We start from the raw sequence: 26246 nt of genomic DNA on the forward strand, positions 1-26246 counted from the left end.
CGGTACCGCCGCGACGCGCTGCGGGGGATCAGGGACGACCGCACTCGGACCGGATGCGCAGCGGGACTTGAGCGCCGACCCCGCCTGGGGCCGTCGCCGGGCAAGGAGGGCCGCATGACCGTACGGCGCGTGATGGGAATCGAGACGGAGTACGGGATCTCCGTCCCGGGCCACCCGAACGCCAATGCCATGCTCACCTCATCCCAGATCGTCAACGCCTATGCGGCGGCGATGCACCGGGCGCGCCGCGCCCGCTGGGACTTCGAGGAGGAGAATCCGCTGCGGGACGCCCGCGGCTTCGATCTCGCCCGTGAGTCGGCGGACGCCAGCCAGCTCACCGACGAGGACATCGGCCTGGCCAACGTGATCCTGACCAATGGCGCGCGGCTGTACGTCGACCACGCGCACCCTGAATTCAGCGCGCCCGAGGTCACCAATCCGCGGGACGCCGTGCTCTGGGACAAGGCGGGCGAGCGCATCATGGCCGAGGCCGCGCTGCGGGCCGGTCAGCTCCCCGGCGCCCAGCCGATCCACCTGTACAAGAACAACACCGACAACAAGGGCGCCTCCTACGGCACGCATGAGAACTACCTCATGAAGCGCGAGACCCCGTTCTCGGACATCGTGCGCCATCTGACGCCCTTCTTCGTCTCCCGGCAGGTGGTCGCCGGCGCGGGCCGCGTCGGCATCGGCCAGGACGGCCATGGGCAGGGTTTCCAGATCAGCCAGCGCGCGGACTACTTCGAGGTCGAGGTGGGGCTGGAGACCACCCTCAAGCGGCCGATCATCAACACCCGGGACGAGCCGCACGCCGACGCCGAGAAGTACCGGCGGCTGCACGTGATCATCGGTGACGCCAACCTCTCCGAGATCTCGACCTACCTCAAGCTGGGCACGACGGCCCTGGTGCTGTCGATGATCGAGGACCGCTTCATCGCCGTGGACCTCGCCGTCGACCAGCCGGTGCGGACCCTGCACCAGGTCTCGCACGACCCCACGCTCCGGCACCTGATCACGTTGCGTAGCGGACGCACGCTGACCGCGGTGCAGCTTCAGATGGAGTACTTCGAGCTGGCCCGCAAGTACGTCGAGGACCGGTTCGGCGCGGACGCCGACGAGCAGACCCGCGATGTGCTCTCCCGCTGGGAGGACGTCCTCAACCGGCTGGAGAACGATCCGATGAGCCTGGCGGGCGAGCTGGACTGGATCGCGAAGCGGGAGGTGCTGGAGGGCTACCGGCGACGCGACGGCCTGGACTGGGACGCGGCCCGGCTCCACCTGGTGGATCTCCAGTACGCCGACGTGCGCCCGGAGAAGGGGCTGTACAACCGCCTGGTGGCGCGGGGCCGGATGAAGCGGCTGGTGGACGAGGAGGATGTTGGGCGGGCCCGTACGCAGCCGCCGGAGGACACCCGGGCGTACTTCCGCGGTCGCTGCCTCGAGCAGTACGCCGACGACGTCGCCGCCGCGTCCTGGGACTCGGTGATCTTCGACCTCCCGGGCCGTGACTCTCTGCAGCGGGTGCCCACGCTGGAGCCGCTGCGGGGCACCCGGAACCACGTCAAGGAACTGCTGGACCGCTGCCGTACGGCCGAGGACCTGGTCCGGCTGCTGTCGGGGGGCTGAAACAGCCGTCCGCCGGGAATCATCGAAGTGGCCCCGCGTTGTAAAAGTGCGGGGCCGATGTCGGACCCGGCTTGTAGGGTCTGATCTTGACCGATCCATTCAAGCTGGGCGGACCGAGCGGGGTGAGGTAGATGGCGACCAAGGACACCGGAGGACAGCAGAGGGCGACGCGTTCCACCGAGGAGGTCGAGGAGCAGGCGCAGGACGCGCAGGCTGCCGAGGACCTCAAGGAGCGCCAGGAGAAGCTGTCGGACGACGTTGACTCCGTGCTGGACGAGATCGACGACGTCCTCGAGGAGAACGCCGAGGATTTCGTGCGGTCCTTTGTGCAAAAGGGCGGCGAGTAGGGCGATCCGGGCATCCGTGCCGTGCCGGAGGCCGGCGGCCCCGGTGCGGCGCGGATGACACCGTCGGCCACGGGTATGGTCCGTGCAGTGTGACAAGATCGGCCCGACGCCAGGCGGCGGGCGACCACCTATCTGGAAGGAATGGTGTGGAAGCCAACACCCGTAGCACAGGGCGTCTACCGGCTGCCTTCCTGACGCCCGGCTCGTCCTCGTTCATGGACTTCCTCGGCGCGCAGGCGCCTGAGCTGCTGCCGGGCAACCGGCCGCTGCCGCCCGTGCAGGGCGTCGTGGAGGCGCCGCACGGTACGACGATCGTGGGGGTTACCTTCCCCGGTGGCGTGGTGCTCGCCGGTGACCGTCGCGCCACCATGGGCAATGTCATCGCGCAGCGCGACATCGAAAAGGTGTTCCCCGCGGATGAGTACTCGGCCGTCGGTATCGCCGGGACCGCCGGTCTCGCGGTGGAGATGGTCAAGCTCTTCCAGCTGGAGCTGGAGCACTTCGAGAAGGTCGAAGGCGCCCAGCTCTCCTTGGAGGGCAAGGCGAACCGGCTCTCCACGATGATCCGCGGCAACCTCGGCATGGCCATGCAGGGCCTGGCCGTGGTGCCGATCTTCGCGGGCTGGGACGTCGATCGCGAGAAGGGGCGGATCTTCTCCTACGACGTGACCGGCGGCCGCTCTGAGGAGCTCGGCTTCGCGGCCACCGGCTCCGGCTCGATCTTCGCGCGCGGCTCCCTCAAGAAGCTGTACCGCGAAGACCTGACGGAGAATCAGGCCGCGACCGCCGTGGTCCAGGCGCTGTACGACGCCGCCGACGACGACTCGGCCACCGGGGGGCCGGACCTGGCCCGGCGGATCTATCCGATCGTCACGGTGATCACCGACGAGGGCTTCAGGCGGCTCACCGAGGCCGAGGTGTCCGAGATCGTCCGTGCCATCCACGAGCGGCGGCTCGAGCAGCCGGACGGCCCGCGGGCCGCGCTGCTCTGACGGACGGGGAAGATCGGGATGCATTCGCCAGTGACAGTGACAGAAAGGGACGGATAGCCGGTGACGACGCCGTTCTATGTATCACCCCAGCAGGCCATGGCCGACCGGGCCGAGTACGCCCGCAAGGGCATCGCGCGGGGCCGCAGCGTCGTCGTGCTGCAGTATGCCGACGGCATCGTGTTCGTCGCGGAGAACCCGTCCCGGGCGCTGCACAAGGTCAGCGAGATCTACGACCGCATCGCGTTCGCGGCGGTCGGCAAGTACAACGAGTTCGAGAACCTCCGCATCGGCGGTGTGCGCTACGCCGACCTGCGCGGCTACACCTACGACCGGGGCGACGTGACCGCGCGCGGCCTGGCCAACGTGTACGCGCAGACCTTGGGCACCATCTTCTCCAGCGCCGCCGAGAAGCCGTACGAGGTGGAGTTGATCGTCGCCGAGGTCGGAGACGGCCCCGAGGACGACCAGATCTACCGCCTCCCGCACGACGGCTCGATCGTCGACGAGCACGGGTCGGTCGCGGTCGGCGGGAACGCCGACCAGATCAGCAGCTACCTGGACCAGCGGCACCGTGAGGGCATGACGCTGGCAGAGGCGCTCAAGCTCGCGGTCGAGTCCCTGGCCCGCGACACCAACGGCGGCGAGCGCAGCCTCACCGCCGAGCAGTTGGAGGTCGCGGTCCTGGACCGGACCCGGCCGCAGCAGCGCAAGTTCAAGCGGATCCTGGGGGGCCAGCTGTCCCGTCTCCTGGCGGATGAGAGCACCGACGCGGCGGCAGAGGACGAGTCCCCCGAGAGCTCGGAAGACTCGGACGCATAACCGCCTGACGGCCGGTTGTGGGCAGTCGTTCCTCCCCCAGCGCGACCGCTGGGGTGCCCCTGGGGGCACCTCCCAGACGGAGTCTGGGGGAAGAACGGGTGGGCACAACCGGCCACCGGCCCGCAGACGGGCACGAAACCGAGGCGCCGCGCGCGGTAGCCGACGCGCACCGCCGCGGCAGCGTCACGCGTAGCCGGCGTGGTCCTTGCCCGCCGTGGCGGGCGGCGGCGCCGTAGAGCCCCGTACGACAAGCTCCACCGGCAGCTCGCCTCCGTCCGCGGCCCGCCCCTCCAGCACCGCCAGCAGAGCCGTCATCCCGCGCTCTCCCACCTCCTCGGCCGGCAGCCGCACGGTCGTGAGTTCCGGCTCCAGTGCCGAGGCCAGCGCCAGATCGTCGAAGCCCGTCACCGAGAGGTCGCCGGGCACCCGCAGCCCGAGCCGCCGCGCGGCCTTGCAGGCCCCCGCCGACAGAATGTCGTCGTCGCACACGAGCGCCGTGGGCCGGGGGCCGGGGCCCGTCAGCGCCCGCTCCGCCGCCCGCCGGCCGTCGTCCACGCCGAGCGGTGCCGCCACGGTCCGTACCTCCGTGCCCGGCACGGCGCCGAACGCCTCGGCCAGCGCCCGCGCCCGCACCCGGAAGGTCCAGGAGTCCACGTCCGCGGCGAGGTGGGTGACCCGCCGGTGCCCCAGGCTCAGCAGGTGCTCCGCGACCAGCCGCATGCCGCCCGCGATGTCGAGGTTGACGGTCGCGGCCGCCGCCGCGTCGGCCGGATCGCTGTCCAGCATCACCAGCGGCAGCCCCCCGCCCCGTACGGCGGCGAGCGCTTCGGCCGCCATGGAGGACGCGATGACGCCGTCGAGTGAGGCCCGGGCCGAGTCGAACGGATCGCTGGCGGGCCGGATGCCCGCGGGAGAGGGGTACAGCACGACCCCGAAGCCGTGCTCGGCCGCCACGCGGGCCGCGCCGGTGTAGACACGGGCGAAGAACTCCGTCGTCAGGGCGGGCACGACCAGGAGCGCGGTCCTGGTGCGCCCCAGCCGCAGACTGCGGGCGGCGAGGTTCGGCCGGTACCCGAGCTCCCGTGCGGCGCCCCGCACCGCCTCGGCCGTGCGCTCCGAGACCCGGCCGCGCCACTTGTCCCCGAGGACCATGGACACGGTCGCCTGTGAGACGCCCGCGGCCCGCGCCACGTCCCGGCTCGTCACTCGCGCCCCAGCCGTCTCCGCCACGATCGCCTCCGCACTCCACGCTCATCCACCGCGACGTCATCTCGGTGGACCCGCGGGGAGCTGACATGGTACGTATAACCCTCGGAGGTTATACGTAAAACTTCCGCACTCTGAGAGCGATCGAGGGAAGAGGGGGCCAACGTCATGGCGGCTGGATACGGAGAGCTGCTGCGCACCCGGTACACGGTCCGGTTGCTCGCCGGCACGCTCATAGGTCGGCTGCCGAACGCCACGGCTTCGCTCGCGATCGTGCTCTTCGTGCGGGCCGAAGGCGGCAGCTACGCACTCGCGGGAGCGCTGTCGGCCGTCTACGGCGTCGGCAACGCCATCGGCCAGCCGCTGCTCGGGCGGGCCGTGGACCACCTCGGACAGCCTCGGGTGATGCTCCCCTCCGCCGTGCTGTCGGCGCTCGGGATGGCCCTGTTCGCCGTCGTCGGCACCGACCTGCCGCCCGTGGCATACGCGGCCGTGCTGGTCGCGGGGTTCTTCACACCGCCGCTGGAAGGCGGCCTGCGAGCCCTGTGGCCCGACGTGCTCAAGCGCGACGACCGCATCCACGCCGCCTACGCACTGGACGCCGTGGCCCAGGAAGTGATGTACGCCGTGGGGCCGCTGCTGGTCACCCTCCTGGTCGCCGCCTGGTCGGAGGCGGCCGCCCTGCTCGTCCTCAACGTCATCGGGGTGGCGGGCGCGTTCTGCGTGGTGAGCTCGCCGCCGTCCCGGCAGTGGCGTTCCGCGCCCCGCGAGGCGCACTGGCTCGGCGCTCTGCGCTCGCCCGGACTGCTCGTCCTCATCAGCGCGTTCTTCTTCGTCGGCATCGCGATGGGTGCCATCGCCGTGGCCTCGGTCGCGTACGCCGACCAGCACGGCGGCGGCATGGTCTCCAGCTATCTGCTCTCCGCGCTGAGCGCCGGTGCGCTGGTCGGTGGTGTGGTCTACGGCGCCCGGCAGTGGGCCGGTGCCCCGGAGCCCCGGTTGCGGCTGCTGGTGGCGGCCCTCGCGCTCGGCTACGTACCGCTGGCGCTGGTGCCCGGCGTGCCCGCCATGACCGCCCTCGCGTTCCTCTCCGGTATCTGCCTGGCCCCGGCTCTGGCCTGCGCCTTCGTCGTCGTCGACCGGCACGCGCCCAGCGGCACCGTCACCGAGGCGTTCTCCTGGCTGGTCACCATGTTCGTCGTCGGCGCTTCGGTCGGCACCGGGGCCGCCGGACCCGTCATCGAGGCCGGTGACGTGGCCGCCGGATTCGCCGTCCCGGGGGCCGCCGGAGCGGTGGCGCTGCTGGTCCTGGTGGGTGCACGGCGCTTCCTCGCCCCGGTGAGCCGGCGCGGGTCGCGCCCCGTCGCCGGCGATCTCCCGACGGAAAATGATCGAAACGGTGCTGTCGAACCCGGTTTCAGCGGGAGCCGTCAGGCGTAATGTTCAGTCATGGACCGCCGCATTTTCGGGCTGGAGAACGAGTACGGCGTCACATGCACGTTCAGGGGACAGCGCCGACTGTCTCCTGACGAAGTGGCGCGGTACCTCTTCCGCCGTGTCGTTTCCTGGGGCCGCAGCAGCAATGTCTTCCTGCGCAACGGCGCCCGCCTCTATCTCGACGTGGGATCGCACCCGGAATACGCAACTCCCGAGTGTGACAACGTGACCGAGCTGGTCACCCACGACAAAGCGGGCGAGCGCATCCTCGAAGGTCTCCTCGTCGACGCCGAAAAACGCCTGCACGAGGAAGGGATCGCGGGCGACGTCTACCTCTTCAAGAACAACACGGACTCCGCGGGGAACTCCTACGGCTGCCACGAGAACTACCTGGTGGCCCGGCACGGCGAGTTCTCCCGGCTCGCGGACATCCTCATCCCGTTCCTGGTGACCCGTCAGCTGCTGTGCGGCGCGGGCAAGGTGCTGCAGACCCCGCGCGGCGCCGTGTACTGCGTCAGCCAGCGCGCCGAGCACATCTGGGAGGGCGTCAGCTCCGCCACCACGCGCTCCCGGCCCATCATCAACACCCGCGACGAGCCGCACGCCGACGCCGAACGCTACCGCCGGCTGCACGTCATCGTCGGCGACTCCAACATGTCCGAGACGACCATGCTGCTCAAGGTCGGCGCCACCGACCTGGTGCTGCGCATGATCGAGGCGGGCACCGTCATGCGCGACCTCACCCTGGAGAACCCGATTCGGGCCATCCGCGAGGTCAGCCACGACATCACCGGACAGCGGAAGGTGCGGCTGGCCAGCGGCCGCGAGGCGTCCGCCCTGGAAGTCCAGCAGGAGTACTACGAAAAAGCCGTCGATTTCTGCGAGCGCCGCGGAATCCGCACCGGCACGGTGGAGCGTGTCCTGGAACTGTGGGGCCGCACCCTCGAAGCGGTGCGTACGGAGAACCTCGACCTCATCGACACCGAGATCGACTGGGTGATGAAATACCGGCTTATCGAGCGCTATCGGGCCAAGAACAACATCACCATGTCCCACCCGCGCATCGCGCAGATAGACCTCGCGTACCACGACATCCACCGCCGCCGCGGCTTGTATTACCTTCTGGAGAAGCGCGGTCAAGCAGCCCGGATCTGCAACGACTTGAAGATCTTCGAAGGCAAGTCGGTGCCACCGCAGACCACCCGGGCCCGGCTGCGCGGCGATTTCATCCGCCGCGCCCAGGAGCAGCGCCGCGACTTCACCGTCGACTGGGTGCACCTCAAGCTCAACGACCAGGCGCAGCGCACGGTGCTGTGCAAGGACCCGTTCCGCTCGGTGGACGACCGGGTGGAGAAGCTCATCGCCGGTATGTGAGGCCGAAGCTCATCGACCGTGGGTGAGGTCGCTCCGCCGAACACCCGACGCGGGCCCCGTACGTTCCTCGTACGGGGCCCGCACCACGTCGTAGAGTGGCGCGCATTGCCCCCCGCAGGATCTACCGAACGAGGACCTCCGTGCGCCGACGATCCGTACTCCTTGCCGTACCCGCCGGGCTGCTCGCGCTCGCGGGCTGCGGCGACGACGACTCCGACAAGGGCGACAAGACCTCTCCCGAGCCGAAGAGCCCATCGGCCCAGCCGACCGCCAAGATGGACGGGCCTGTCCCGGCGCTGCTCGGCGGGACGAAGTTCGGCGAGCGGCCCGAGATCGCCAGGGGTGTCGGCAAGCCGTCCGACAAGCTCGAGGTGAAGACGCTGATCGCGGGCCGCGGCCCGGCCGCCGCCAAGGGCGACTACATTCAGGTGAACTACCTGGGCCAGATCTGGGACACCGGGAAGGTCTTCGACACCACCTGGGACAAGGGCCGCAAGCCGTTCATCTTCCGGGTCGGCGCGGGCGAGGTCGTCCCCGGCTGGGACCAGGGCCTGGCCGGCAAGAAGACCGGCAGCCGCGTCGAGCTGGCCATCCCGCCGAAGCTCGGATACGGCGAGCAGGGCCGCCCGCCCGCCATCAAGGGCACCGACACCATGGTGTTCGCCGTCGACGTCGTCGGCGTCTTCAACAGCAAGAGCGCCGCACACGGCAGCAAGGTCGCCCAGGACAACAAGGACCTGCCGAAGGTGGGGGACAACACCGACGGCAAGGCCCCCAGCGTCACGGTCCCCAAGGTCGCGGCGCCGAAGAAGCTCGTCTCGAGCTACGTCCTGGAGGGCGACGGCCCCGAGGTCCAGGAGACCGACACCGTCCTCGTCCAGTACAAGGGCGTCCTGTGGGACGGCGGCAAGGAGTTCGAGTCCACGTACGCCAACAAGGACCTGGCCCAGTTCCCGCTGCCGAGGCTCGTCGCGGGCTGGCGCGACGGACTGAAGGGCAAGAAGGTCGGCAGCCGCGTGCTGCTCGTCATGCCGCCGGAGCTCGGCTACGGCAAGGAGGCGAAGGAAAACATCCCGGCCAACTCCACCCTGGTCTTCGCCGTCGACATCCTGGCCGTCGCCTGAGACGCCGTTCTGACAGACTGGGCAGGTTGCCCACCACGTAACAAGGAGCAGTTTTCGTGAGCATCGACAAGCCCGAGGTCGACTTCCCGGGCGGCGAGCCGCCGAAGGACCTGGAGATCAAGGACATCTGGGAGGGCGACGGTCCCGTCGCCAAGGCCGGGGACAACGTCCTCGTGCACTACGTCGGCGTCTCCTTCTCCAGCGGCGAGGAGTTCGACGCGAGCTGGAACCGGGGCACCCCGCTGGAGTTCCAGCTTGGCGCCGGTCAGGTCATCGTCGGCTGGGACCGGGGCATCCAGGGCATGAAGGTCGGCGGCCGCCGTCAGCTGGTCATCCCGGCGCACCTGGCCTACGGCGACCGGGGCGCCGGCGGCGGCAAGATCGCGCCGGGCGAGACCCTGATCTTCGTCTGCGACCTGGTCGCCGTCTGAGCCGCCTGGCATCCGTCTGAGACAAGATCGTCCGGACATCGAGGGCCCCTGCCGTCCGGCAGGGGCCCTCGGCTTTCACCTTGTGTCCCCGTAGCGGTACGGTCACCGTCGAGGGGTCGAGAAGAAGGGGCGTCGATGGCGATTGCCAAGGCCGAGCGGCTGATGAACCTGGCGCTGTGCCTGCTGGGAACACGGCGTCCGCTCACCAAGCGTGAGCTGCGCGGCTCGATCGAGGCCTACCTGCAGGCGGGGGCGGACGACGCCTTCAACCGCATGTTCGAGCGCGACAAGGACGACCTGCGCGAACTCGGACTGGTCATCGAGACGGTCGAGAGCATCGACGGCGAGACCGGCTACCTCGCGCGCCGGGACAGCAACCGGCTGCCGCCCATCGCCTTCGACGCCGAGGAGGCCGCGGCCCTGGGGCTGGCCGCCAAGGTGTGGCAGCAGGCCCGGCTGGCGGGCGCGGCCAGCGGCGCGCTGCAGAAGCTGCGCGCGGCCGGGATGCCGCTGGCCGACGATCCGTACGGCACCGACGGGCCCAGCGCCCTGGAGCCGCGCATCCCCGCCCACGAGGCCGCCTTCGAACCGCTGATGCTCGCCTGCCGCGACCGCCGGCCCGTCGTCTTCGACTACCGCAAGTCCAGCGCCGCCCACCCCGAGCGCCGCCAGGTCGAACCGTGGATCCTGGAGTGCTGGCGCGGCCACTGGTACCTCGTCGGCTGGGACCGCGAGCGGCAGGCGGAGCGGGTCTTCCGGCTCTCCCGGATCATCGGCAAGGTCCGCTCCCGCGCCGGTGCCTTCACCGCCGAGGTGCCCGACCACGTCACCGTACGGGAGACGGTCGAGAGCTGGGCGGGGGAGATCGCCACCGGCACCGCCCGGATCAGATTGCGCGCCGGCCACGGCTATCCGCTCCGGGCGAGAGCGCTGAGCAGCCGCCCGGTGGACGACGGCTGGGACGAGCTGGAGATCCCGTACGGGCACGGGCTGGACGCGTGGCTGGTGGAGTTCGGCCAGGACGTGGTCGTACTGGAACCCGCCGAACTGCGTGCCGACGTCGTCGACCGGCTGCGCGCCGTGGCCAAGGGCTGAGAGGGACGGACCGACTTCACATGGCCGGAAACGCCATCGACCAGACCCGCCGGATGCTGTCCCTCGTGACGTATCTGCGGGAACGCCCCGGCGCGCACGTCAGCGATGTCGCCCGGGCCTTCGGGATCAGCGAGGACGAGCTGATCGCCGACCTCGACGTGCTGCCGATGTGCGGCACCAGCTTCCGCGGCGGGGACCTGCTGGATATCGACACCGACGGCGACCGCATCTGGTGGCACAACCCCGACGCCACCGGCTCCAGCGCGGGCGAGCCGCTGCGGCTCGCCGCCGACGAGGCCACCGCGCTGCTCGTCGCCGCGCGCGCCGTGGCCACCCTGCCCGGGCTGCGCGACAGCGACCGGCAGGCGCTGCTGCGCGCCACCGCCAAGCTGGAGGCCGCGGCGGGCGAGGCGGCCGGTGCCAGCTCCCGGCTGTCGGTGACGTTCGAGTCCGAGGGCGGGGTCTTCGCCGACATCGACCGGGCCATCGCCGAGCGGCGGCGGGTCTGGCTGCGCTACTACTCACCCGCGCGCGACGAGCTCACCGAACGCGAGGTCGACCCGATCCGGCTGTTCGCCGTCGGCCACACCTATGTAGAGGCGTGGTGCCGCCTGTCGGAGGCGCGCCGCACCTTCCGGCTGGACCGGGTCGCGGAGATCAGGCTGCTGGACGAGCGCTCCGACCCGCCGCCGATCGAGCCGCGGGACCTCTCCGAAGGACTGGTGCAGCCCGCCGCCGAGGACCCCGAGGTGGTGGTCGAGGTCGGACCGGGCGGCCGCTGGGTCGCCGAGTACTACCCGCACGACAGCGCCGACGAGCTGCCTGACGGGGGCCTGCGGATCACCCTGCGCACCCCCGACCCCGGCTCGCTGCGCCGCCTGGCGCTCCGGCTGGGCCGGGACGGCCGGATCGTCTCCCCGCGGGACCTGGCGGACAGTGCGCGGGACGCGGCGCGGCAGGCGCTCGCGGCGTACGGCGAGTGAAGGGACGCACGACGTGACCGCTGAGGCGAACGCCGCCTCGTCCGACCCCGCCGCGCCTCACCCGGTGGTCTTCAAGGCGGGCTGTCCCGAGTGCCGTGGCCGGTTCGAGCTCGCCGCGGGCGCGCTGCGGCTGGCGATCGGCGCGAGCGACAAGACCACCTTCTACTCCTTCACCTGCCCCCGCTGCGGCTCCGCGGTCCGCAAACCGGCCGGTGAGCGCATCGTCGAGCTGCTCACCGGCGGCGGCGTACGGACGCTGCGGCTGCACTCCACCGCCTGACCGCGGGCGCGTGGCATCCCGGTAGGCTCCCGTCATGCTCTGGCCGATGCTCGCCCTCGCCCTCGCCTTCTGCGGAATCGCCGTACTCGGCGTCCTGGCCGTCCGGGTCTTCGTCGAAGTCCGGCGGCTGGCCCGGCAGGTCGGGGAGAGCTCGGACCGGATCTCCCGTGCCGCCGCCGACCTGGAGCGGGCCGCCACTCCGCTCGCCGGCCACGTCGACCGGCTCCACCGGGACTGACGGCGCGCGGTCGCACTGGCGAAGGGTGGCGGTACGGGGCGAGCGCTCTTGCCGGTGGCGCCCGGGAGGTAGGCTGCAAGACGCAGCATTGCCGGTGATACACGGTCCGCAACCGGGCGTATGCAAGGGCATTGCCCCGTATTCACCCCCGCGGGTTACGATCGCTGGCAGCACTAGCACGCCCGTCCGATCCCCACCCGGCAGGCAGTAGGTACGCCGCCCTGGCGAGAAGGTAGTAGCACACATGAACCTGAGGCCCGCTGAGATCGTCCTGATCCTCGTCGTCATCCTGCTGCTCTTCGGTGCCAAGAAGCTCCCCGACATGGCTCGGTCCCTCGGCAAGTCGGCCCGCATCCTCAAGAGCGAGGCCAAGGCCATGAAGAAGGACGACGAGGGGGCCGCAGCAGGTGCCCCGCCCGCCGACCCGGCGGCCCAGCAGGAGCCCGCGCCGAAGACCATCCAGGCAGCTCCCGGCGATGTGACCAGCTCGCGCCCGGTCACCGAGCCGAACCGCACCAGCCAGGGCTGACGCCAGCCGAGAGAGCCGCCGCACCGCCGCCGACGTGACCTGCCGGCGACGGGCTCCGTACGAGACGAGGACGTGGGTTGCTCAAGTCTGCCCGCAAGCAGCAGAAGGACCCCGAGGGGCGGATGCCTCTCGCGGAGCATCTGCGAGAGCTGCGCAACCGGCTGCTGAAGTCCGTGATCGCGATCGTCGTGTTCACGATCATCGGGCTGATCTACTACAAGCAGATCGCGGAGTTCATCACCGACCCGGTCAGGGACGCCGTGGGATGCCCCGAGGGCAGGACGGTGAACCCGGACGGTTCGTCCTGCGCGAGGATCACCGCCAACGGCCTGATCGCCCCCTTCACGATCATGCTGAAGGTGGCGCTCGCCACCGGTGTCGTCGCCGCCAGCCCGGTCTGGCTCTACCAGCTGTGGGCCTTCCTCGCGCCCGGGCTGCACGGTCACGAGAAGAAGTACGCGCTGAGCTTCGTGGCCGCCGGTGTCCCGCTCTTCCTGGGCGGCGCCTACCTGGCGTACGCGATCCTGCCGACCTCGGCGGGGGCCCTGGTCGGACTCACCCCCGAGGGGTGGGAGAACCAGTTCCCCGCAGACGAGTTCCTCGACATCGTCACCCGGCTGGTGATCGTCTTCGGTCTCGCCTTCGAGCTGCCGCTGCTGCTGGTGCTGCTCAACCTCGGCGGAGTGATCACCGGGAAGCGGATGCTCAGCTGGTGGCGCTTCATGGTGGTGGGCATCACCGTCTTCGCGGCCGTCGCCACCCCGACCGGCGACCCGCTGACCATGTCGGTCCTCGCGGCCCCCATCATCGTGCTGTACTTCGGCGCCACCGGGATCAGCCTCGTCAACGACCGCCGCAAGCGCCGCGGCAACCCCGACGCCGGGCTCGGTGACGACGAGGCGTCCGACCTCGATCTCACGCCGTCGCGGATCGACGACGTCGAGCCGGTCGCCGCGGCCCGCGACGCCGACCACACGGATCCGGCCAGGCGCAACGGCTACGACGACTTCACCTGATCCGGCACCGGCGGGCCTACCGATAGGGTCCCGCTCGTGACCAGCGACATCACCCTCTTCGTCAACCCCACGGCGGGCCGCGGGCGCGGTGCGCACGCGGCCCAGCCCGCCGCCCGGGTGCTGCGCGACGCCGGGTACAGCGTCCGTACGGTGCTCGGCGCCGACGCCGACGACGCTTTGCGGCGCGCACGCGCGGCGGTGGCGGGCGGTACGGGCGCGCTGATCGCCGTCGGCGGTGACGGCATGGTCTCGCTCGCGCTCCAGGCCGTGGCCGGGACCGGTACGCCACTGGGTGTGGTGGCCGTCGGCACCGGGAACGACTTCGCGCGGTCCCTCGGACTGCCCGTGCGCGACCCGGCCGGGGCCGCCCGCCGCATCGCGCGGGCGCTCAAGGAGGACGGCGGGCGCGAGACCGATCTGGGCCGGGCCGGGGACACCTGGTTCGGCACCGTCCTGGCCGCCGGCTTCGACTCCCGCGTCAACGACCGCGGCAACCGCATGCGGTGGCCCACCGGGCGGTTCCGCTACGACATCGCGATGCTCGCCGAACTGGCCGCGTTGCGCCCGACCAGGTTCCGCGTGCGCCTGGACGACGGGCCTGAGCAGGAGGTCGAGGCCACGCTGATCGCGGTGGGCAACACCGGCTCGTACGGCGGCGGGATGCGGATCTGCGCCGATGCCCGGCCGGACGACGGCCTCTTCGACGTCACCGTCGTCGGCCCGTGCCGCCGCACCACACTGCTGCGCGTCTTCCCGCGCGTCTACAAGGGCACGCATCTGACGCACCCCGCCGTCACCGTGCACCGGGTCGCCGCCATCTCGCTGGCCGCCGACGGCATCACGGGCTACGCGGACGGCGAGCTGGTCGGCGCGCTGCCCCTCACCGCGCGTACCGTGCCGGGCGCGGTCCGTGTTCTGGGCGCCTGACGGCCCGACCTCCGCCATCCCCGGGCCTGTCGGTGCTCCGCGGATAAAGATCGTGCGTTGTCACAGGTGGCCGGTAGTCTCGTAGACACGATGACCGACGAGCTGACTCCCGCCGAGCGCTACGCCGCGGCCCGCCGCCGGGCCGCCGAGGAGGCCACCGCGCTGGCCCCCTTCCGCGCGATGTACGACTTCGAACTGGACCCCTTCCAGATAGAGGCGTGCCAGGCCCTTGAAGCCGGCAAGGGCGTGCTGGTGGCCGCGCCCACCGGCTCCGGCAAGACGATCGTGGGCGAGTTCGCCGTCCACCTGGCCCTCACCCAGGGCCGCAAGTGTTTCTACACCACCCCGATCAAGGCGCTGTCGAACCAGAAGTACACCGACCTGGTCCGGCGCCACGGCGTCGGCCGGGTCGGGCTGCTCACCGGCGACAACAGCATCAACCCCGACGCGCCGGTGGTCGTGATGACCACCGAGGTGCTCCGGAACATGCTGTACGCGGGCTCGCAGGCGCTGCGCGGCCTCGGGTACGTGGTGATGGACGAGGTGCACTACCTGTCCGACCGCTTCCGGGGCGCGGTCTGGGAGGAGGTCATCATCCACCTCCCCGACTCCGTCACGCTCGTGTCGCTGTCCGCCACCGTGTCCAACGCCGAGGAGTTCGGCGACTGGCTGGACACCGTCCGCGGCGACACCGAGGTGATCGTCGCCGAGCGCCGACCCGTGCCCCTGTTCCAGCACGTGCTCGCGGGGCGCCGGATGTACGACCTCTTCGAGGAGCGGAGCCAGCAGGACGGCGGGCAGGGCACCGGCCGCCGCGAGGTCAACCCCGACCTGGTGCGGCTGGCCCGCATGGAGAACTCCCGGCCGAGCTTCGGGCGTGACAAGCGCCGCGGGCGCAACAACATGCGGGAGGCCGACCGGGAGCGCGAGCGCCGCCAGCGCAGCCGCATCTGGACGCCCAGCAGGCCCGAGGTCATCGACCGGCTCGACGCCGAGGGGCTGCTGCCCGCGATCACCTTCATCTTCAGCCGCGCGGGCTGCGAGGCCGCCGTGCAGCAGTGCCTGTACGCGGGACTGCGGCTCAACGACGACGCGGCGCGCGCCAAGGTGCGGGCCATAGTCGAGGAGCGCACGGCGGGCATTCCGGACGAAGACCTGCACGTGCTGGGCTACTTCGAATGGCTGGAGGGGCTGGAGCGGGGCGTCGCCGCCCACCACGCGGGCATGCTGCCGACCTTCAAGGAGGTCGTGGAGGAGCTGTTCGTCCAGGGCCTGGTGAAGGCGGTGTTCGCCACCGAGACGCTCGCCCTGGGCATCAACATGCCCGCCCGCTCGGTGGTGCTGGAGAAGCTCGTCAAGTGGAACGGCGAGCAGCACGCCGACATCACGCCGGGGGAGTACACGCAGCTGACCGGCCGTGCGGGGCGGCGCGGCATCGACGTCGAGGGCCACGCGGTGGTGCTGTGGCAGCGCGCCATGGACCCGACCGCGCTGGCGGGCCTCGCGGGCACCCGCACCTATCCGCTGCGCTCCTCCTTCAAGCCGTCGTACAACATGGCGGTCAACCTGGTCTCGCAGTTCGGGCGGCACCGCTCGCGCGAGCTGCTGGAGACCTCCTTCGCCCAGTTCCAGGCGGACAAGGCGGTCGTCGGCATCTCCCGCCAGGTGCAGCGCAACGAGGAGGGCCTCGAGGGCTACCGCGCCTCCATGACCTGCCACCTGGGCGACTTCGACGAGTACGCGCGGCTGCGCCGCGAGCTGAAGGACCGTGAGACCGAGCTGTCCCGGCAGGGCGCGGCTCAGCGGCGCGCGGCCGCCGCCGTGGCGCTGGAGAAGCTCAAGCCGGGCGATGTGATCCATGTGCCGACCGGCAAGTACGCGGGCCTGGCACTGGTGCTGGACCCGGGGCTCCCGGCGGGCCGCAGCAACGCCCACCGCGGATACGAGCATCACGACGGCCCACGCCCCTTGGTGCTCACCGCCGAACGGCAGGTCAAGCGGCTGGCCTCGATCGACTTCCCGGTCCCGGTCGAGCCGTTGGAGCGGATGCGCGTGCCGAAGTCCTTCAACCCGCGCAGCCCGCAGTCGCGTCGCGACCTGGCCTCCGCGCTGCGTACCAAGGCCGGACACCACGACGTGCGGCGCCACCGCAAGGAGCGTTCGGCCGCCGCCGACGACACCGGGATCGCACGGCTGCGCACCGCGATCCGCGCGCACCCCTGCCACGGCTGCGACGAGCGTGAGGACCACGCCCGCTGGGCCGAGCGCTACCACCGCCTGCTGCGCGACACCCGGCAGTTGGAGCGGCGTATCGAGGGCCGTACGAACACGATCGCCCGCACCTTCGACCGGATCTGCGCGCTGCTGTCGGAGCTGGGCTATCTGCGCGCGGACGAGGTCACCGAGGACGGCCGACGACTGGCCCGGCTCTACGGCGAACTCGACCTGCTGGCCAGCGAATGCCTGCGGGACGGGGTGTGGGAGGGCCTCAAGCCCGCCGAGCTGGCGGCGTGCGCCTCCGCGCTGGTCTACGAGGCGCGGCAGGCCGACGACGCGATGCCGCCGAAGCTGCCCACGGGCGCCGCCAAGCAGGCCCTGGGCGAGATGGTGCGCATCTGGGGCCGGTTGGACGCCCTGGAGGAGGAGCACAAGATCAACCAGGCGGAGGGCGTCGGACAGCGCGAGCCGGACCTCGGCTTCGCCTGGGCCGCGTACCGCTGGGCCTCCGGCCACGGCCTCGACGAGGTGCTGCGCGAAGTGGAGATGCCCGCCGGTGACTTCGTGCGCTGGTGCAAGCAACTCATCGACGTACTGGGCCAGATAGCGGAGGCGGCGCCCGACGGCGGCACGGTGCGCAGGAACGCCCGGCGGGCGGTCGACGGACTGCTGCGCGGCGTGGTGGCGTACAGCTCGGTGGGCTGAGCACGCGTCAGTGCCGGGCGGGCCGCACGTCAGCCCGCCCGGGGGAGCCTTCCCGGACGAAGTCCCGGGGAGTTCGAGGATGCGGCGCGCGGCCGGCACGTTGGGGGCGGCCCGGCACCCCCGACGGAGCCTGGGGGAGCTAGGTCGGGGGCCTGGGGCGGAGCCTGGGGAGCTTGAGGACCGGGGCCTGGGGCGGAGCCTGGGGGAGCTTGAGGACCGGGGCCCGGGGCCCGGGGCGGGGCCCCGGTGATCCCGGGAGGCTACGCGGCGGTCTGGCCGCTGCCCTCCTGCTCGGCCTCCACCCGTGCGTTCCACTCCCTCTTGGACGCCTGCCAGCCGTCCTCGTCATGGCCGCGCCGCCAGTAGCCGGAGATGGACAGCCATTCGCGCGTGACTCCGCGCTCCAGCCGCAGGTGCCGGCGCAGCTCCTTCACGAAGCCCGCCTCGCCGTGCACGAACGCCTGTACCTGGCCGGGCGGGAACTCCAGGGCGCGGACGGCCGCGACCAGCGCTTCGCCGACCGGCGCGGCGCCGCGGTGCAGCCAGACGATCTCCGCACCGTCCGGCGCGGTCAGCTTCTGCTCCTCCTCCGGGCCCGCGACCTCGATCAGGGCCCGGACGGGCACCCCGTCCGGTGCGCGCTCCAACGAGGCGGCGATGGCGGGGAGCGCGCTCTCGTCGCCCGCCAGCAGGTGCCAGTCGGCCTCCGCGCCAGGCACATAGGCGCCACCGGGGCCGAGCAGGTCGATCTCCGCGCCCGGCGTGGCGGCGGCCGCCCATGGCCCGGCCAGCCCCTCGTCGCCGTGGACCACGAAGTCCACCGTCAGCTCGCGCACGTCCGCGTTCCAGTCGCGCACGGTGTACGTGCGCGTCCGCGGCCACTGGTCGCGCGGGAACTCCTCGCGTATCCGGCGTATGTCGAACGGCTCGGGATAGTCGACGCCCTCCACCCGGAAGAGCAGCTTGACGTAGTGGTCGCTCCACTCGCCCGCGGCGAATCCGGCCAGGCCGTCGCCGCCGAGCACGACCCGCACCATGTGCGGGGTCAGACGTTCCGTACGCACCACGCGTCCCCGGTGCTGCTGCGGTGCCTTGCGGACGGGACGGTCGGCCATGGGTCCTCCCGATCAAGGAAATAGTTAGGATTACCTAACTTAACAGGCTCCGCTGTGCAGCGTAGTGAGCAGGCGCTGCAATGAGCCACCCAGCCCCCAGCGCTCCGCCAGCCTCTCCAGCCCCGCCGGATCACGCGGCGTGCGCGGCACCGCCGGGTCGACCTCGGGCAGCGCGACATCGGACGCCACCCGCACCACCCGCGGCGCGACCGCTACATACGGGCGCGCCTCGTCCAGGCGCTTGCGCTGCGCCGGGGTCAGCTTCGAGGCCGGGTCGTCGACAGCGGCCATGATCCCCGCCAGGTCACCGTAGGCGGCGAGCAGCTTCGCGGCCGTCTTCTCGCCGATCCCCGGCACGCCCGGCAGGCCGTCGCTGGGGTCGCCGCGCAGCAGGGCCAGGTCCGCGTATCCAGAGCCGCCGACGCCGTACTTCTCGCGCAGCAGCGCCTCGTCCACCACCTGCAGCGTGCCCACGCCCTTGAGCGGGTAGAGCACCCGGATCCCGCGCCCGTCGTCCACCAGCTGATACAGGTCGCGGTCGCCGGTGACGATGTCCACCGGCCCGACCGCGCGGGCGGTCAGGGTGCCGATCACATCGTCCGCCTCGTAGTCCGCGGCGCCGACCCGCGCGATCCCGACCGCGTCCAGCACGGCGTCGATCACCGGCACCTGCGGCGAGAGCGTGTCCGGGACCTCCTCCTCGTCCGGCACACCGCTCGGCGTCTCCTCCGCGACCCGGTGCGCCTTGTACGTCGGAATCAGGTCGACCCGCCAGTGCGGCCGCCAGTCGAAGTCCATGCAGGCGACCAGATCGTCGGGCCGGTGGTCCTGAACCAGCCGGGCGATGAAGTCCAGCAGCCCGCGCACCGCGTTCACCGGGGTGCCGTCGGGGGCCCTGACCGAGTCCGGAACCCCGAAATAGGCGCGGAAATAGAGCGAGGAGGTGTCGAGGAGCATCAGGCGTCGCGTCACGCCTCGATCATGCCGCACACCACTGACAGCGGCGGGGCACGGCATGACGGGGGCACAGCATGACGGGCCACGGCATGAGGGGGCACGGCCTACGGTGAGGCCATGAGCAACCGCCCCGCTGTCCGGCGCGTGGTCTCCCTCGTGCCCTCCCTCACCGAGGCCGTGGCCGCCTCCGCCCCCGACCTGCTGGTCGGCATCACTGACTGGTGCACGCACCCGCCCGGTCTGCGCGCGGCGCGCGTCGGCGGCACGAAGAACCCGGACACCACCCGGATCGCCGCCCTCGCACCGGACCTCGTCATCGCCAACGAAGAGGAGAACCGGGCCCCCGACCTGGCCGCGCTGCGCGCCGCCGGACTGGAGGTGCTGGTGACCGAGGTACACACCCTGGACCAGGCGTTCGCCGAGTTGGCGCGGGTACTGGTGGACGGCTGCGGCCTGGCCCGCCCCGACTGGCTGGACGCGGCCGAGGCGGCGTGGCGGAATCTCGCCCCCGCCGCCCCGGTCCGGCGCGCCCTCGTACCGGTATGGCGGCGGCCGTGGATGGTGCTGGGCCGGGACACCTTCGCGGGCGATCTGCTGGCGCGGCTGGGAGTGGAGCATCTGTACCGCGCGCACAGCGACCGCTATCCGCGCATCCCGCTGGACGAACTGCGCGCGCGGGGCGCGGACCTGGTCGTCCTGCCCGACGAGCCGTACCGCTTCACCGCCGACGACGGCCCCGAAGCGTTTCCCGGACTGCCAGCCGCCCTGGTCAGCGGGCGGCATCTCACCTGGTACGGGCCTTCTCTGGTCGAGGCGCCCGCGGTGCTCAGCGCCGCTCTGCGGACGGCACGCTGACACCGGCTGAGGCAGGCGTCGGGGCGGAGACGGGGACCGCGGCAGGCGTCGGGATGGCGGCGGGGGCCGTGGCATGGGCCGGTGCGGAGGCGAGGGCCGTGGCATGGGCCGGTGCGGAGGCGAGGGCCGCGTTCGAGGGCGCGAGCAGTGTCCCGCGCGCCACCCCGAGCGCCGTGCGGGCCGCGACCACGGCCCACGCGCCCACCAGCACCGCGTACAGCCCCACCGCCAGCCACGTCAGCGCGTGCAGCCCGGTGTGCCGCGCCAGCCCGGCCGCGCCCGTGACGCACGTACCCAACGGGAAGGTGAAGCCCCACCAGGTCATGGCGAACGGCATGCCGCGCCGCAGCGCCCGCACCACGATCGCCCCGGCGAGCACCAGCCACAGCAGCGCGAACCCCAGCACCGGGACGCCGTACGCCACGGCGAAGTACCCGCCGTGGACGCCCGCCGGAGCCGCTTCCGCCAGATGGGCGGCGGCCGTCACGGACTGGCCCAGCGGCCCCAGGACGAGGAACAGGGTCGGGGTGAGTGCCGGAGCGGGCGCGCCGTGCCGCACCAGCCGGAGGAACACCGCGGGCAGGATCAGCAGCACCGCCATCAGGCTCAGCCCGAACAGCGCGTAACAGCCCAGCAAGAGAGCCAACCGCGCCTGCCCGGCCGGTACGTGAGCCGCCAGCGCGGGCCCCAGCGCCGCCGCCACCATGGGCGGGACGACCGGCAGCAGCCACACGGGTGAGGCGTCCTGCGCGCCGATCCGGTGCCGCGTGATCATCAGATACGGGATCCCGGCCGCCGCCACCAGCCCGATGGCGGTGCCCGCCGTCCACAGCACCGCGTCCACGGCGACCGCCGCCCGCACACCGATCACGTGCGCGCCGACGGACAGCGTCCCGCCGCCGACCGCGAGCAGCGCCATCGACACACAGCCGTAGAACGGTGCCACCGACGGATCGAGAAGATGCGCGCGGGCCTGGTCCCGGTGCCGCGCCCAGTGCGTCGCGCGGGCCGCGACCAGCACCACCAGCGCCGCGGCCGACAGCGCCCACACGACCTCGTACGCGGTACGCGCCCCCGGGACGCGCGGCAGCGCGGCACCCGCGTTCGCCACGATCGCCGTTCCCATGACCACCGCGTACCAGTTGGGGCCGAGGTGTCGCGACGAGATCCGCCACCGGTGTCCAGCGGTGGCGGGAAAGAGGCGCGGATGCGTGAGAGCGGTCATGGACGCCACCCTCCTCGCCGGTCGGTCCGCCCACCAGACACCTTGTCTCTATGAGGGCATAAGCTGGATTTATGACCAGGGACGGCAACGGTGCCGCGGGGGAGCGGCCGGGAAGCGGAGGACGGCCGGTACGTGCCGAGCGGCCAGGGCACGCTCCCGGAGACGGCGCCCCGGCCTTCGGTACGCCGATCACCCACCGCGTCCCCGACTTGGGCGCCCTGGAACTGCTGCTCGCCGTCGCCCGCCTGGGCAGCCTCGGCCGCGCCGCCCGCGAGATGGGCATCACCCAGCCCGCGGCGAGCAGCCGCATCCGCGCCATGGAACGCCGCCTCGGCCTCGCCCTCGTCGAGCGCTCCCCGCGCGGCTCCCGCCTCACCGAGGCCGGGACGCTGGTCACGGACTGGGCCCGGCGGATCGTGGAAGCGGCCGAGGCGTTCGACGCGGGCGTCCACGCGCTGCGCGACCGGCGCGACTCCCGGCTGACGGTGGCCGCCAGCATGACGATCGCCGAGTATCTGCTGCCCGGCTGGCTGATCGCGCTGCGCGGCCTGCGGCCCGGCACGGCCGTGTCCCTGCTCGCCGGGAACTCCGCCGCCGTCGCCGCACACCTGCTCGCCGGGGAGGCGGACCTGGGCTTCGTGGAGGGCTTGGACGTGGCCCCGGGCCTGGACGGCGCGGTGATCGGCCACGACCGGCTCGCCGTGGTCGTGGCGCCCGACCACCCCTGGGCGCGCCGCCGCGTCCCCGTCAGTCCCCGGGAACTCGCCGGGACCCCGCTCGTGCTGCGCGAGCGGGGCTCGGGAACGCGCCAGGTCCTCGACACCGCCCTCGCCGCGTACGGGGGCCTAGCCGACCCGCTGCTGGAACTCGCCTCCACCACGGCCGTGAAAGCCGCGGCGATCAGCGGCGCCGGACCCGCCGTCCTGAGCCGGTTGGCCGTCCGCGAGGAACTGGCGGCCCGCCGGCTGGCCGAGATACCGCTGGCGGAGGTACGGCTGCGCCGCGACCTGCGCGCGGTCTGGCCCGCGGGCCAGCGCCCGGCGGGCCCGGCCCGCGATCTGCTGGGACTCACGCGGTCGGCCGGACGCTGAACAGACCCCCGGGCCGCCACAGCGGGCGGGGCACGCGGCGAACCCCACCCGGCGGCGGCCCGGCCTCTCATGCAGGTCGGCGGCCCCATCCCCGGCGCTCGCGAGGCCGATGGCTCCGGCCCCGACCGTCGCGCGGCCGACGGGCCCGACTTGGAGGTTTGCGGCCCAACCCCGGACCCTCCCGCACGCCGGCGGCCCCAACCCCGTCCCTCGCGAGGCCGACGGCCCGGCCCCTCACGCAGGCCGGTGGCCCGGCCCGACACCGCGCACGCCGGCGGCTACCCGAGGTCGCAGCAGCTGTCCTGCCGCAATTTCCGGCCGACCTCCAGCCAGCGCCGTACCGGTGCGCCCCCGCGTACGGAAGCGGCCCTCGGGAACGCCCCGACCAGGTCCCGCGTGCTGTACGGCACCCCGCCGCGCAGCACCGACTCCGTCCGTACGAGCGAGTCGAAGTCGGTGAACGGGTCGCCGTCCACGACCACCACGTCCGCGGCCTTGCCCACCTCCAGCGTGCCCAGATCGCGCTCCGCGCCGAAGGCCCGCGCCGGCAGCACCGTCGCGGTGCGCAGCGCCTCGGCCGGCGACAGCCCGTACCGGTGCAGCGCCCGCAGCGCCATGTGCAGATGCAGACCTACCGGCACCAGCGGGGCGTCCGTGCCCAACGCCACCAGCCCACCGCCCTCCAGTACCCGACGGTAGACGTCAATCTCCGTGCCGAGCGTGGCGAGTTGCTCGGCGGTGGGCGGCGTACCGGCGAGCTGGCGGACCACGGCGGTGTCCCACGGTGGCATGAGCCGGGTGACCCGCTCGTCCTCCGCCAGCGCCGGATCGGCCCCGATCAGTGGCTGGGCGGTGAAGGGGGTGGCGATCAGCCGGAAGTCGGTCCCCGTGTAGATCTCCGTCAGGTCCTGGTAGGCGTGGCCGGTTGCCGACGTGGCGTGTCCGTACTCCAGCCGCTGCGTGGCCTGGAGATGGGTCGTGAGGTCCTGTCCGAGCTGTACGCCCGGCGAGCACAGGTGGCTCCCCGTGCGCACCCCGAGCCGGTCGTGCGCGAAGCGCGCGGCCTCCTCCATCACCCAGCCCGGGGCCCGGACGTAGGTCTTGACGAAGTCCCAGTCGAGGGCCGCGCCGCGCTCCAGCGAGCGCCGCAGGCCCGCGCGGGTCCGGTGCGCCCGCCCCATGCTGTAAGCCACGCGCGGACCGTCGAGCAGCTCGCCGCAGGTCAGCAGCCGCGGACCGGCGAGCGCACCGGCGGCCACCGCCTCGCGGATCCTGGCCTGTTCGTAGGAGAACCCGCCGAGCGAGACCGCGGTGGTGATGCCGTACGCGAGCTGCAACGCGGTCTGGCGGCCGCCGTAGGTGTACTGCCAGGGGTGCGTGTGCGCGTCCCACAGGCCCGGCAGCACGGTACGGGCGGACGCGTCGACGCGGTGCCCGGCGGACCGGCGCGCCCGGTGCGGCTCGACGGCGGCCACCCGCCCGCCGCGCACCACGACGTCGACGTCCTCGCGGACCCGGTCGCCGGTGCCGTCCCAGAACCTCCCCGCGTGGACGACCGTGTCGGCGGGTGCCGGCCGCCGGTGGTCGAGTGGGATCCGGACCGTACGGGCCACCCCGCTCGCCACGTCCAGCAGCCGCAGCCTGCCCGCCGACAGATACAGGACGGTGCGCCCGTCCCCGGACCAGGACGGGTGGTCGGCGGGCTCGTCGGTCAGCTGCCGCGGCTCGCCGCTGGGTGTGCCATCCTCCCGTACGGGCAGCAGCCACAGCGCCGATTCCGCGATGACGGCCATATGGAGGCCGTCCGGGGACCATACGGGGCCGGAGTCGTATCGGTCGGACAGCGACAGGTGCGGGGCGAGCGCGTGGAGCCGCGCCGCGCCACTGGCCGCGTCGACCACCCGGATGAGGTTGTACCCCTCGCGGAAGCGCTGGTTGAGCCGGTTCCGGTCGCAGAAGGCGATGCGGCGGCCGTCGGGCGACCAGCTCGGCCGGCCGGGCAGCCCGCCGCCGCCGAGCGCCGCGACCAGCACCCGCTCCGCACCGGTGGCCAGCTCCCGCACAAGGAGATTTCCCGACATATCGATACAGGCGAGCCGGGTGCCGTCGGGAGAGAGCGCCGGATGCACGCGGCCGCCGGAGGCCAGCACGGCCTCCGCGCCGCCGTCCAGGTCCCGGCGGCGCACCGCGAGCAGCCCGTCGCGGTCGTCCGCGTACACCAGGCCGCGTCCGTCGGGCGTCCAGACGGGGCCGAGCAGATAGCGGGTGGGATCGGCCCGGACGACCCGGCGCGGGGCGCGGCCGCCCGTGACCTCGGCGACCCACAGGGAATTGAGCGCCGCGAAGGCGACCCGCCGCCCGTCGGGGGAGAGCGCGGGCAGATGCAGGGCGCGCACCGGCCGAGCCCCGCCCCCGCCGTCGATGTCGTAGCGCTTGACGCGGTAACGGGGGCGGTCCACCGGTAAGGCGGCCGTGAACGGGATCGTCTCGGCCCGCTCCAGGGCGTCGGGCCGGACGATCCGGAACCGCCCGCCGACGGTCAGCAGCAGCTCCTCCCGCGAGATCCAGCGCGGCGGTATGGGCAGGACGTCCCCGTCCACCGCCGCGGCCGCGCCGTCCACCACGAGCGTGCACGAGCCCGCGGGGGCAGGGGTGGTGCGCAGATAGGCGAGCCTGCCGCCCGGCGAGACGGCGGGGGCCATCACCTGGGCCGCGGCCGTCTCGGTGTGCTCCAGCCGCACGGGACCGCCGCCGCCGGCCGGTACGGAGGCGATGGTGCGGGCGTCGAGCGCGGTCCCGGTCGGTGCGGCGCGCACGGTCGCGCGGACGAACAGGACCCGCTCGCCGTCGGCCGACCAGGTGGGGTCGAAGTCCTCCCAGGCCCCGTCCTGGAGCGGCCCTTCCTGCCCGGGCAGTCCGGTGAGCCGGGTGAGACCGCCCGTCGCCACGTCGAGCACCCACACCCGGTAGGGGCTGCCGGTCACCGGATCGCCGCCGCGCTCGGAGGCGAAGGCGATCCGGGTGCCGTCGGGCGACCAGGCGGGGCCGCGGTCGTCCCACGGGCCGTCCGTCCGTTGCCGTACATCGGAACCGTCCGGCCGCATCGTCCAGATGTGGAATCCGCCGCCCCGGTACGCGCACAGGGCGATCAGCGAACCGTCGGGGGAGAACACCGGACGGTTCGGCTCCAGTCCGGCGGGGGTGAGGGCCGTGGCCTCGCCGCCCTTCCGGGGCACGGACCACAGCACGTTCTGCACCTCGGCGACCAGCCGGTCGCCCGAAGGGGCGAGCGTGGCGGCGCCGTTGGTGGCCGCGGTGAAGGAGAGCGTGGCGCGGTGCGCCTCGGCGGCGGCCGCCGAGGCGGGCGGAAGAACGGCTGCCGCACCGGCCGCGGCGGCGGTCCCCGCGGCCGTCTGCAGAAGACTCCTGCGGGACAGGGCGAAGGGGGTGCGACGACGCTCGGGGGTGCTCGGGGAAACGTCCGTGGGCTCCAACGGTCCTCCTGTGGCACGGGGGTTGTGCGGGGCGGGCGTGGGACGGGAAGTGATGGTTCGTTGCATTGGTTGCCTACCACACGGACCTCAGTCGCAACACAGTGCGCATGCGCCCTTGGTTTGTGCGCCGCACGAAGGGAGAGTGTGCTCGCGGAACCCTTTC

Annotated in this window: 23 protein-coding genes; 18 read left to right on the forward strand and 5 right to left on the reverse strand. The window is 72.4% G+C overall.

What is annotated here, in order from left to right:
* Positions 1-114: 114 nt before the first annotated feature.
* From dop to prcA, 4 genes are all read left to right on the forward strand, one after another.
* A complete protein-coding gene (gene dop / locus ACQUSR_RS27230; protein ID WP_431045254.1) occupies positions 115-1626 on the forward strand; it encodes a depupylase/deamidase Dop in 1512 nt (503 codons plus the stop codon).
* Positions 1627-1757: 131 nt separating this feature from the next.
* On the forward strand, positions 1758-1973 hold the full coding sequence (locus ACQUSR_RS27235; RefSeq protein ID WP_304460834.1) for a ubiquitin-like protein Pup: 216 nt from the start codon (positions 1758-1760) through the stop codon (positions 1971-1973).
* Between the two features lie 146 nt (positions 1974-2119).
* Positions 2120-2965 (forward strand): proteasome subunit beta, encoded by an 846-nt coding sequence (gene prcB / locus ACQUSR_RS27240; protein WP_431045255.1) that lies wholly within the window; start codon positions 2120-2122, stop codon positions 2963-2965.
* A gap of 60 nt (positions 2966-3025) precedes the next feature.
* Complete coding sequence (gene prcA, locus ACQUSR_RS27245; RefSeq protein WP_431045256.1) at positions 3026-3784, forward strand: proteasome subunit alpha; 759 nt, start codon at positions 3026-3028, stop codon at positions 3782-3784.
* A 183-nt stretch (positions 3785-3967) separates the two neighbouring features.
* Here the strand turns inward: prcA and ACQUSR_RS27250 are convergent, their stop codons facing one another.
* Positions 3968-5014, reverse strand: a complete 1047-nt coding sequence (locus ACQUSR_RS27250; protein WP_431045257.1) for a LacI family DNA-binding transcriptional regulator — start codon at positions 5012-5014, stop codon at positions 3968-3970.
* A gap of 144 nt (positions 5015-5158) precedes the next feature.
* On the opposite strand from ACQUSR_RS27250, the gene ACQUSR_RS27255 reads away from it, so the two are divergent.
* The 12 genes from ACQUSR_RS27255 (at position 5159) to ACQUSR_RS27310 (ending at position 17346) form a co-directional block, all read left to right on the forward strand.
* The gene (locus ACQUSR_RS27255) at positions 5159-6430 is read left to right on the forward strand and encodes an MFS transporter (protein ID WP_431045258.1); all 1272 of its coding nucleotides are present in this window, start codon (positions 5159-5161) and stop codon (positions 6428-6430) included.
* 9 nt (positions 6431-6439) lie between these two features.
* Positions 6440-7801 (forward strand): Pup--protein ligase, encoded by a 1362-nt coding sequence (gene pafA / locus ACQUSR_RS27260; RefSeq protein WP_304460831.1) that lies wholly within the window; start codon positions 6440-6442, stop codon positions 7799-7801.
* A gap of 140 nt (positions 7802-7941) precedes the next feature.
* A complete protein-coding gene (locus tag ACQUSR_RS27265) occupies positions 7942-8925 on the forward strand; it encodes an FKBP-type peptidyl-prolyl cis-trans isomerase (RefSeq protein WP_431045259.1) in 984 nt (327 codons plus the stop codon).
* 56 nt (positions 8926-8981) lie between these two features.
* Entirely contained in the window at positions 8982-9356 is a 375-nt protein-coding gene (locus tag ACQUSR_RS27270) for an FKBP-type peptidyl-prolyl cis-trans isomerase (protein ID WP_431045260.1), read from the forward strand.
* 135 nt (positions 9357-9491) lie between these two features.
* Positions 9492-10451, forward strand: coding sequence for a helix-turn-helix transcriptional regulator (locus tag ACQUSR_RS27275; RefSeq protein ID WP_431045261.1), 960 nt, complete (start codon positions 9492-9494; stop codon positions 10449-10451).
* Between the two features lie 20 nt (positions 10452-10471).
* The gene (locus ACQUSR_RS27280; protein WP_431045262.1) at positions 10472-11434 is read left to right on the forward strand and encodes a helix-turn-helix transcriptional regulator; all 963 of its coding nucleotides are present in this window, start codon (positions 10472-10474) and stop codon (positions 11432-11434) included.
* Positions 11435-11447: 13 nt separating this feature from the next.
* Positions 11448-11714: a hypothetical protein gene (locus ACQUSR_RS27285; RefSeq protein WP_431045263.1), complete on the forward strand. Its 267-nt coding sequence runs from the start codon at positions 11448-11450 to the stop codon at positions 11712-11714.
* Positions 11715-11748: 34 nt separating this feature from the next.
* Positions 11749-11952, forward strand: a complete 204-nt coding sequence (locus ACQUSR_RS27290) for a hypothetical protein (RefSeq protein WP_431045264.1) — start codon at positions 11749-11751, stop codon at positions 11950-11952.
* 244 nt (positions 11953-12196) lie between these two features.
* Positions 12197-12481: a Sec-independent protein translocase subunit TatA gene (tatA, locus tag ACQUSR_RS27295; RefSeq protein WP_431045265.1), complete on the forward strand. Its 285-nt coding sequence runs from the start codon at positions 12197-12199 to the stop codon at positions 12479-12481.
* A gap of 77 nt (positions 12482-12558) precedes the next feature.
* Positions 12559-13497 (forward strand): twin-arginine translocase subunit TatC, encoded by a 939-nt coding sequence (gene tatC, locus ACQUSR_RS27300; protein ID WP_431045266.1) that lies wholly within the window; start codon positions 12559-12561, stop codon positions 13495-13497.
* A 36-nt stretch (positions 13498-13533) separates the two neighbouring features.
* Positions 13534-14424 (forward strand): diacylglycerol kinase, encoded by an 891-nt coding sequence (locus ACQUSR_RS27305; RefSeq protein WP_431045267.1) that lies wholly within the window; start codon positions 13534-13536, stop codon positions 14422-14424.
* Between the two features lie 90 nt (positions 14425-14514).
* Positions 14515-17346: a DEAD/DEAH box helicase gene (locus tag ACQUSR_RS27310; protein WP_431045268.1), complete on the forward strand. Its 2832-nt coding sequence runs from the start codon at positions 14515-14517 to the stop codon at positions 17344-17346.
* Positions 17347-17606: 260 nt separating this feature from the next.
* Here ACQUSR_RS27310 and ACQUSR_RS27315 read toward each other — a convergent pair whose 3' ends face one another.
* Complete coding sequence (locus ACQUSR_RS27315; protein WP_431045269.1) at positions 17607-18461, reverse strand: siderophore-interacting protein; 855 nt, start codon at positions 18459-18461, stop codon at positions 17607-17609.
* A 39-nt stretch (positions 18462-18500) separates the two neighbouring features.
* Positions 18501-19418 carry a 5'-3' exonuclease gene (locus ACQUSR_RS27320; RefSeq protein WP_431047875.1) on the reverse strand — a complete coding sequence of 306 codons (918 nt, stop codon included), beginning with the start codon at positions 19416-19418 and terminating at the stop codon, positions 18501-18503.
* Positions 19419-19535: 117 nt separating this feature from the next.
* Here ACQUSR_RS27320 and ACQUSR_RS27325 point away from each other — a divergent pair, with 117 nt between their 5' ends.
* Positions 19536-20273: a helical backbone metal receptor gene (locus tag ACQUSR_RS27325; RefSeq protein WP_431045270.1), complete on the forward strand. Its 738-nt coding sequence runs from the start codon at positions 19536-19538 to the stop codon at positions 20271-20273.
* On the opposite strand, the gene ACQUSR_RS27330 is transcribed toward ACQUSR_RS27325, so the two are convergent.
* Entirely contained in the window at positions 20245-21498 is a 1254-nt protein-coding gene (locus ACQUSR_RS27330) for a TDT family transporter (RefSeq protein WP_431045271.1), read from the reverse strand. The genes ACQUSR_RS27325 and ACQUSR_RS27330 overlap by 29 nt on opposite strands.
* Before the next feature lie 71 nt (positions 21499-21569).
* On the opposite strand from ACQUSR_RS27330, the gene ACQUSR_RS27335 reads away from it, so the two are divergent.
* On the forward strand, positions 21570-22589 hold the full coding sequence (locus ACQUSR_RS27335; protein WP_431045272.1) for a LysR family transcriptional regulator: 1020 nt from the start codon (positions 21570-21572) through the stop codon (positions 22587-22589).
* A 278-nt stretch (positions 22590-22867) separates the two neighbouring features.
* On the opposite strand, the gene ACQUSR_RS27340 is transcribed toward ACQUSR_RS27335, so the two are convergent.
* A complete protein-coding gene (locus ACQUSR_RS27340) occupies positions 22868-26083 on the reverse strand; it encodes an amidohydrolase family protein (RefSeq protein ID WP_431045273.1) in 3216 nt (1071 codons plus the stop codon).
* Positions 26084-26246: the final 163 nt, after the last annotated feature.

This window comes from Streptomyces sp. P1-3 (assembly GCF_050613155.1).
Classification (GTDB): Bacteria; Actinomycetota; Actinomycetes; order Streptomycetales; family Streptomycetaceae; genus Streptomyces.

Bases quoted from the DNA above. Each gene is read 5' to 3' on its own strand.
- dop (WP_431045254.1), top strand. From the start codon at position 115: ATGACCGTACGGCGCGTGATGGGAATCGAGACGGAGTACGGGATCTCC.
- ACQUSR_RS27235 (WP_304460834.1), top strand. From the start codon at position 1,758: ATGGCGACCAAGGACACCGGAGGACAGCAGAGGGCGACGCGTTCCACC.
- ACQUSR_RS27255 (WP_431045258.1), top strand. From the start codon at position 5,159: ATGGCGGCTGGATACGGAGAGCTGCTGCGCACCCGGTACACGGTCCGG.
- pafA (WP_304460831.1), top strand. From the start codon at position 6,440: ATGGACCGCCGCATTTTCGGGCTGGAGAACGAGTACGGCGTCACATGC.
- ACQUSR_RS27275 (WP_431045261.1), top strand. From the start codon at position 9,492: ATGGCGATTGCCAAGGCCGAGCGGCTGATGAACCTGGCGCTGTGCCTG.
- ACQUSR_RS27280 (WP_431045262.1), top strand. From the start codon at position 10,472: ATGGCCGGAAACGCCATCGACCAGACCCGCCGGATGCTGTCCCTCGTG.
- ACQUSR_RS27290 (WP_431045264.1), top strand. From the start codon at position 11,749: ATGCTCTGGCCGATGCTCGCCCTCGCCCTCGCCTTCTGCGGAATCGCC.
- tatA (WP_431045265.1), top strand. From the start codon at position 12,197: ATGAACCTGAGGCCCGCTGAGATCGTCCTGATCCTCGTCGTCATCCTG.
- ACQUSR_RS27310 (WP_431045268.1), top strand. From the start codon at position 14,515: ATGACCGACGAGCTGACTCCCGCCGAGCGCTACGCCGCGGCCCGCCGC.
- ACQUSR_RS27315 (WP_431045269.1), bottom strand. From the start codon at position 18,461: ATGGCCGACCGTCCCGTCCGCAAGGCACCGCAGCAGCACCGGGGACGC.
- ACQUSR_RS27320 (WP_431047875.1), bottom strand. From the start codon at position 19,418: ATGCTCCTCGACACCTCCTCGCTCTATTTCCGCGCCTATTTCGGGGTT.
- ACQUSR_RS27325 (WP_431045270.1), top strand. From the start codon at position 19,536: ATGAGCAACCGCCCCGCTGTCCGGCGCGTGGTCTCCCTCGTGCCCTCC.
- ACQUSR_RS27330 (WP_431045271.1), bottom strand. From the start codon at position 21,498: ATGACCGCTCTCACGCATCCGCGCCTCTTTCCCGCCACCGCTGGACAC.
- ACQUSR_RS27335 (WP_431045272.1), top strand. From the start codon at position 21,570: ATGACCAGGGACGGCAACGGTGCCGCGGGGGAGCGGCCGGGAAGCGGA.